This is a genomic window from Nocardia sp. NPDC050408 (assembly GCF_044458905.1).
Taxonomy (GTDB): Bacteria; Actinomycetota; Actinomycetes; order Mycobacteriales; family Mycobacteriaceae; genus Nocardia.
Genome location: NZ_JBITIL010000038.1, coordinates 25,611 through 32,598 on the forward strand (window position 1 = coordinate 25,611; position 6,988 = coordinate 32,598).

The window sequence follows — 6,988 nt, forward strand, 5'->3', positions numbered from 1 at the left end:
TTTTGGATATGTCCTGCTCGACTCGGCGCTGCCTTCGACTAGGGCGTCCCAGCGCTCGGCGGATCACAGACCTTCCAACCGTCGGCGGTCTGCTCCAAATCGAAAGTCCTCGCCGAGCGCTTCGTCGGATCCGCATCGGTGTACACGGTGGCCTGCGCGATCGCCGTTTTATCGGTGACCTTGATCGTATCGACGCTCGCCACCACCGGGATGTTCTTGCGATCCATCGACAGCTGATGCACGCCCGCGAACTGGTCCGCCGCAATGTTCTGATAGAAGTCGTGCAGCTGCCCGCAGGTGGTGTTGCGCAGCGCCCCGAGATCGCCGGATTCCAGCGCCGCGGTGTAATCGGTGATGGTGGCGCGCACCTTGGCCTCCGGGGAGTTGTCGCCCCGATTCCCGACGAGCACGACCGCGAGCCCGATCACCGCGATGAGCGCAACCGCGGCCGCCCCGATGAACAACCAGCGCTTCGAACGCTCGGCCGGCGGTTGCTGATCAGGCGGGGTGATTCGTTGCGGCTGGGCCATCGGCCGCGGTCCGTTGACCGGCTGAGCGGGGCGAGTCTGCTGGGTATCGGCAGGTGACGGGGCCGACGCGACCTGACTTGGCCGGCCGGGACCGCGCGGCGCCGACGGTGCGGTCTCCTCTACGCCGGGCCCACTCTGCGAAGGCCCTTGCGCCCCAGCCTGTTTCGGACCGGCCGCAGGACGCGGGGTGCTCGGCGGCTTGGTGATCGGCCCGGGCCGCGCCGCGGGCGCGACGACCCGGTCGGTACCGGGCTTGGTCCCGGCATCGCGCATCCGCTCCGTGGCGTTCTTATCGACTGGCTTCTGAATCGGCAATGCGACGGTCTGCTCGGCATCCAGCTTCGAAATCACCGGCATTGCGACGGTCTTGTCGTCCGCACCCGCCAAATCCGGTTCCGGTTGCGGCGGAGCCACAGCCGGACTCTTTGCCTTCGGGTCGACCCGTCGCATCACCATGGTCGCCGCATCCGCACCTGCGGAATCGTCGACCTTGTCGTCTGGTGCCGTGGCCTTTGCCGCATCCGAATCCCGCTGAATCACAGCGGTTTCCGCAGCGGATGCGGGAGTGTCACCCGGTGATGCAGTGCCTTCGGCCGGTGGCGTAGCTCCCGTCGGCCGAGTAGTCGATTCGGCAGCGGCCGATCCGGCGGACTTGTCGGCTACTGCTTCGGCCTCGCCTGCGGCGGATCCTTCGGCGGCCGCCGCGGCAGTTCCGCCGGCCGCAGCAGACTTCGCTGTACCGCCGGCACCCTGGGCTGCGGGACCGCCCCGTTTGATCACGACCGTCGGTGCGTTCTGCCCGGAGGCGGTACTGCCCGCCCGGCCGGACCCACCAGCTGGCGTCGGCTGGCCAGGCGACCCCGCACCCGGCGCCTTCGCCGGGCCCGACTTTCCCTTGTCTACGACATCACCACGCGAGATCTCCGCAGTCTTCCCTTCGGAATTCGCCGCGGTACCCCCGGGCTGCCCCGAACCGGCAACTGCGCCCGGCTTCGCAGCAGCGGGTGCGGACGAGACCGCGCCGCTACCCCGCGGGTCCACGCCGCCCGGCCTGGTAGTTCCGCCGGCCGCAGGAGCAGGTCGGGCGGGGCCGCTATCTCGCTGGCCTGGGCCGCTCGGCCCGGTTGTACGGCTCGGCCCGTTGCCCGGCGTCGGAGCAGATGCGGCCGCGCCGCCACCTCGTTGGCCCGCGCCGCCGGAGACGTTTGCGCCGCCACCTTGCTGGGTCACACCGCCAGGGCGGGTTGCGCCGCCCGCGGTGGGAGTAGATGAGGCCGGGCCGCTATCCCGCTGGCTCGCGTCGGCGGGCCCGGGTGCGCCGCTCGGCGTTTGGGCGGATGGGGCTGCGCCGCTACCTTGTTGGCTCCCGCCTTCCGGCGCGCGAGCAGGTTCGGCGGGGCCGCTATCTCGGTGGCCGGTACCGCTCGGCTTGGCTGCATTGCTCGGCGCGGGAGTAGATGAGGTCGGGCTGCCACCTTGTGTGCCCGCGCCGCCGGGCTTGGTTGCGCTGCCCGGCGCAGGAACAGATGAGGCTGGGCCGCTACCTCGCTGGCTTGTGCCGTCCTGCTTGGGGGTGGCGCTCGGAGTTCGAGCGGATGCGCCGCTACCTCGTTGGCCCGTGGCGCCGAGGTTGGCTATGTTGCCCGGTGTAGGAGTAGATGAGGCTGGGCCGCTGCCTCGTTGGCTTGCGCCGCCTGGCCTCGGTGCGGCGGTTGGTGTTCGAGCGGATGAGGCTGCGCCGCCACCTTGTTGGCTCCCGCCGCTCGGCTTGGATGTGTTGCCCGGCGCGGGAGTAGGCGAGGCGGTGCCGCCATCTCGTTGGGCTGTGCCGCTTGGCCCGGTTGCGTTGCCCGGCCTGGTTGCGTTGCCTGGCGAGGAAACAGACGGTGCGGTGCCGCCATCTTGTTGGCTCCCGCCGCTCGGCTTGGCTGCATTGCTCGGCGCGGGAGTAGATGAGTTTGCGCTGCCACCTTGTGGGCCAGTACCGCCCGGCCGACTTGCGTTGCCCGGCGCGGAAGCGGACGGTGCGGTGCCGCTACCTCGCTGGCTTGTGCCGCCCTGCTTTGAGGCGGCGTTCGGAGTTCGAGCGGATTCGCCGCTACCGCGTTGGTCCGTGGCGCCGAGATCGGCTGTGTTGCCCGGCGCGGGAGCAGGCGAGGCGGTGCCGCTATTTCGTTTGCCCGCGCCGCCCGGGGCGGATGGTGACGACGGTGCATTGACCACTCCGCCTGGCTGGCCCGGGGCAGCAGGCTTCCCGAGCGCGGCGATGTCCCCGGTTGCCGCACCCGACCCGCCGGACTGTCCGGCACCGGTGGGCGGCTGCTTCGGCAACGATGGCGACGGAATCGGCCGAGTAGGAGCCGCTGGTCCGCGCTCGCCGGCGGCTTTCCCGGTTCCCGAGGGTGCGTTGGACCCCGACGAGCCGGGCCCTGACGATGACGGGAACGGTCGGGTCGCGTCTGCTGCGCCGTCCTTCGCGCCGGCCCCGGCTCCCGACGAGGTGCCTGCGGCGGGACCGGGGCGCGAGGGTGCGCCCGATCCCGTTGACTCGGTGGACGATGCGGGTTTCCGGTCCGTGGGCGTGGCCGGGCGCGGGTCGGCCGCTGCGGCGGGGCGGCCGGGATTTCGTGCCGGGCTCTTCTCGTCGTTCGGGTCGGACACCTAATAACCCCTCGGTCGGGCGGAACAGTTTGAACTCGACGGCCAGCCTAGCCAGCAATTCGGTCGACTGTGAGGGTTCCCCTGCCCAGTGGCCGCTCTGCCCCGCTCGACAGCGGCGGGTGGGCAGCAGCGGCGGCCCAGCCAGGGAACGCCGTGGCGGCGCAGCACGCGCGCGCAGTGCACAATGAACCGCATGACCTCGTTCGGTGACTTGCTCGGACCGCAACCGGTACTCCTGCCCGAAGACTCCGATGCGGAGGAGGCGCTGCTGAACAACGCCGATCCGGTGCAGGTCGCGGCCGCGCATCCGGCAGCTTCGATCGCCTGGGCCCATCTCGCGGAGGCCGCGTTGGAGCGCGGCGGGGCGGATGGCGATACTCAGGTGGTCAATCACGACATCGTCGCCGCGTACGCGTTCGCGCGCACCGGCTACCACCGCGGCCTGGACCTATTGCGCCGCAATGGCTGGAAGGGTTTCGGTCCGGTGCCGTGGAGCCACGAACCCAATCGTGGTTTCCTGCGCTGTGTCGCCGCACTTGCCAGAGCGGCAAGGGCGGTCGGCGAGACCGCAGAGTACGCACGCTGCCTCGACCTGCTGGAAGACTGCGACCCGCGCGCCGCAGGTGAGCTGGGCCTCGACTAAGTAGTGATTGCGGCATCACGTAGCGATTCGATGAGGGGTGGTGGTCGGGCAACGGGCGGGCTCGACCCCAATTCCCCTGTTGGCGTCGCCCGCGCCAGCAGCATGCAGAAGCTGCGCAGCTCGTGGGCGCGATTGCGACTGTCCGCGCTGCCGATTCTGCAGTGCGCGGTCGGCGCGGCGCTGGCCTGGTTTATCGCGCACAAAATAGTCGGGCACACCCAGCCCTTTTTCGCGCCGACCGCGGCGGTTGTCTCGATCGGCATTTCGTTCGGCGCCCGGCTGCGCAGGTCGGTGGAGTTGGTGGTCGGCGTCGCGGTCGGCATCGGCATCGGCGACCTGTTCATCACCCGCGCGGGCACCGGCGTCTGGCAGATCGCCTTCGTCGTCGCGGTGGCCATGGCCCTGGCGGTATTCCTGGACGGCGGTTCGATCATCACCATGCAGGCCGCCGGTTCGGCGGTGCTGGTCGCCACCTTGCTGCCGCCTTCGGCGGGCGGCGGCTTCTCGCGCATGATCGACGCGCTCATCGGTGGGTTGGTCGGCGTTGTCGTTGTCGCATCGATACCGCTGCATCCGGTGCGCCGGGCCCGCGAGCAAGCCGCGGAAGTCCTTGCGGTGCTGGCGAAGTCGCTGCACGAATGTGCCGACGGCCTGCTCGAACAGGATCCGGAGAAGATTCGCACGTCCCTGGCGGCGGCCCGCGCCACCCAGCCCCAGATCGATGGTCTGCGCTCCACCCTGGAGGGTGGCCGCGAGATCAGCCGGATCTCCCCGCTCTATTGGAATTACCGCCAGCGTCTCGATCGCATCCGCGCCACCGCCGATCCGCTCGACAATGCCGTCCGCAATACGAGGGTGCTGCTACGTCGTTCTCTCACACTGGTCCAGGACGACGAAATCCTCGATCCCCGACTGATCGAGGGACTGGAGCGCCTCGCCCAAGCCGTCGAGGTGGTGCGCCGGATGATGCTCGCCGATCCCGGGCAGCAGCCGGACCAAGCCGAGGCCGCCAGGGTGCTGCGCGGTATCGCAAAGGCCGCGCGACCGGAACTCGTTGAGGGCGCAGGACTTTCGGCCCATGTGGTCTTCGCGCAGATGCGCTCGATGCTGGTCGATCTAATGCAAGTCTGCGGCATGCAGCGCATCTCGGCCATGGCCCTGCTGCCCCCGACGGTCCCGAATCCGCATGTGCCGCCGGAGAATTGAGCCGACTACTCAGCGGATTTCGGACATATTCCCGCCGCTGCGGGACGGCGTGCTCGGTCTCGGGCACCGAATCATGATCTTCACGTAGTCCGCTACTCGTGTTCGCCCACGCCCACGCTCATAGGCTCGAGAGGCAACCGCGGTTACGAGGGGTAGCGCGGTTGGGACGCTTCGCCCGACGGCTAACCGCCCACCGGCCATATGGTGTGGTGGCCGGGCGGGTGAGGTCGCGCGAAGAGGTCGCCCGGTCCGGGAGGTCGGACCGGGCGACCGGATATCGGCTAGGTCCAGAACCGGGTCAACCAGCTGCCGTAGCGTGACCAGTCCGCATCGACCCCGGACAATTCGTACAGCGAGTACACCGCATCGAAGAACACCTTGTTGATCGACGGCGTGAACAGCAGCGCGAACAGGATCAGCATTCCGAACGGCTTGAACTGATCGAGCGCCCGCCGGGTCTGATAGCTCAGCGACGGCTCCACCACGCCGTACCCGTCCAACCCGGGCACCGGGAGAATGTTCAAAAGCGTTGCGGTGATTTGCAGAAACGCCAGAAAGCTCAGGCCGTACCAGAACGCGCGATGTGAAGTGTCACTGCCGAAGAACCGCACGACCACCAGCAACAGCACCGCGCACACCGCATTCACCGCGGGTCCGGCACCGCTGATGATCCGCTGCATGCGCGCGCTGACGTTATGCGTGTGCACGTACACCGCACCGCCCGGCAAGCCGATACCGCCGAGCGCGATGAACACCATCGGCAACACGATCGAAAGCAGCGGATGGCTGTACTTCAGCGGATTCAGCGTGAGATAACCCCGCAACTCCACCTCGCGATCGCCCGCCCGCCACGCCGTGTACGCATGCGCGAATTCGTGCAGACACAGCGTGACGATCCAGCCGAATACGACGAGCAGAAATACCCCGAACTTCGCCCGCGTCGACTGCGGATCGGCATCCCACGCCAGCACACCACCGGCCACCGCGACCGCGATCACCAGCAGGAATATCGGGCTCGGCCGCACGGCACCCAGGCGGCGATCCCTCGAGAACGGAACCGTCATCGCACCAGCAGCCAGTTTTCGTGATGCCGATAGAACGACGAGCGCGGCAGCACCCGATCGTTGGCGATGCCGTCCCTTGTCACCACGGCCCCCGGCGTGCCGAGTTGCGCGGCCCGACCCTCCAGCCAGCGCCGCCTGCGGATGATGTTCTTCTGCACGCTCGCCCGCACCCCCGGCAAATCCAGCATCGGAGAGACGACCATCGCGCTGACCTTGCCGGAGAACAACTGCGCGTCATCCACATAGGCCTCGCCCTCGAGCTTCTCGCCGCCGGGCCCGGTGATCTCGGCCCGACCGACCAGCACGGTTCCGGTGTCGTCGCGAATCAGCGGAGTTTCGACGGCCCGGCCCTCCACCGCCCGTTTGGCGGCGGCATTGCCGGTGCCGGTCTGGTAGGCGCGCGAACCGTAGGTCTTGTCGACGGGCACATACCCGATCTCCACATGCAGCCGCTCGGTCCGCATCAGATGGGTCAGCACGGAGGCCAAGGCGGCGTCGTCGCCGAGCACGATCAGCCGGGGCAGGCTATCGGCGGCCAGGACAGGCAATAGCTCATCGATGACGCTGTTTTCCGGGATGGCAGTCGTCTGCGAAAGCGGCAGCGACGCGAGGGCGATGGGTACCGGTGCGCCGTCGCAACGGAGAACGTGGGTACTCAAACTGCCGTACACCCTCCTCGGTTCGGCCGACAACCCGTCGGTCACCCTCGCCACCTATCGGCGGACCCCCTGCTCGGTCCGCCAGTGCCTCGCAACCATAGCTGTGTTTTTGGCGGCGCGGGCGCCGCGTGTTCGCGGCCCCCTGGTGTGGGGGGGGGGGGGGGGGGGGGGGGGGGGGGGCGGGGGGGGGGGGGGGGCCCGGGGGGGCCGCCGACGGGGCGGGCC

Annotated in this window: 6 protein-coding genes; 3 read left to right on the forward strand and 3 right to left on the reverse strand. The window is 69.0% G+C overall.

The genetic code is table 11. From position 1 onward, the window contains the following. Positions 1–38 precede the first annotated feature (38 nt). Complete coding sequence (locus tag ACIBJI_RS41605) at positions 39–1,571, reverse strand: hypothetical protein (protein ID WP_397088674.1); 1,533 nt, start codon at positions 1,569–1,571, stop codon at positions 39–41. A gap of 1,072 nt (positions 1,572–2,643) precedes the next feature. Here ACIBJI_RS41605 and ACIBJI_RS41610 point away from each other — a divergent pair. From ACIBJI_RS41610 to ACIBJI_RS41620, 3 genes are all read left to right on the forward strand, one after another. Continuing rightward, a complete protein-coding gene (locus tag ACIBJI_RS41610) occupies positions 2,644–3,195 on the forward strand; it encodes a hypothetical protein (protein WP_397088676.1) in 552 nt (183 codons plus the stop codon). A 189-nt stretch (positions 3,196–3,384) separates the two neighbouring features. After that, positions 3,385–3,834 (forward strand): DUF3151 domain-containing protein, encoded by a 450-nt coding sequence (locus tag ACIBJI_RS41615; RefSeq protein ID WP_364358892.1) that lies wholly within the window; start codon positions 3,385–3,387, stop codon positions 3,832–3,834. 30 nt (positions 3,835–3,864) lie between these two features. Further along, positions 3,865–5,040, forward strand: a complete 1,176-nt coding sequence (locus ACIBJI_RS41620) for an aromatic acid exporter family protein (RefSeq protein ID WP_397088678.1) — start codon at positions 3,865–3,867, stop codon at positions 5,038–5,040. A gap of 281 nt (positions 5,041–5,321) precedes the next feature. Here the strand turns inward: ACIBJI_RS41620 and ACIBJI_RS41625 are convergent, their stop codons facing one another. Next, positions 5,322–6,104, reverse strand: coding sequence for a site-2 protease family protein (locus tag ACIBJI_RS41625; RefSeq protein ID WP_396960505.1), 783 nt, complete (start codon positions 6,102–6,104; stop codon positions 5,322–5,324). Further along, on the reverse strand, positions 6,101–6,775 hold the full coding sequence (locus tag ACIBJI_RS41630; RefSeq protein WP_397088682.1) for a hypothetical protein: 675 nt from the start codon (positions 6,773–6,775) through the stop codon (positions 6,101–6,103). The genes ACIBJI_RS41625 and ACIBJI_RS41630 overlap by 4 nt, the downstream gene beginning before the upstream one ends. Between the last annotated feature and the right edge of the window lie 213 nt (positions 6,776–6,988).

What these genes read in the sequence shown, in the direction of transcription:
- ACIBJI_RS41615 (WP_364358892.1), top strand. Translation starts at nt 3,385, where the DNA reads ATGACCTCGTTCGGTGACTTGCTCGGACCGCAACCGGTACTCCTGCCC.
- ACIBJI_RS41620 (WP_397088678.1), top strand. Translation starts at nt 3,865, where the DNA reads ATGAGGGGTGGTGGTCGGGCAACGGGCGGGCTCGACCCCAATTCCCCT.
- ACIBJI_RS41625 (WP_396960505.1), bottom strand. Translation starts at nt 6,104, where the DNA reads ATGACGGTTCCGTTCTCGAGGGATCGCCGCCTGGGTGCCGTGCGGCCG.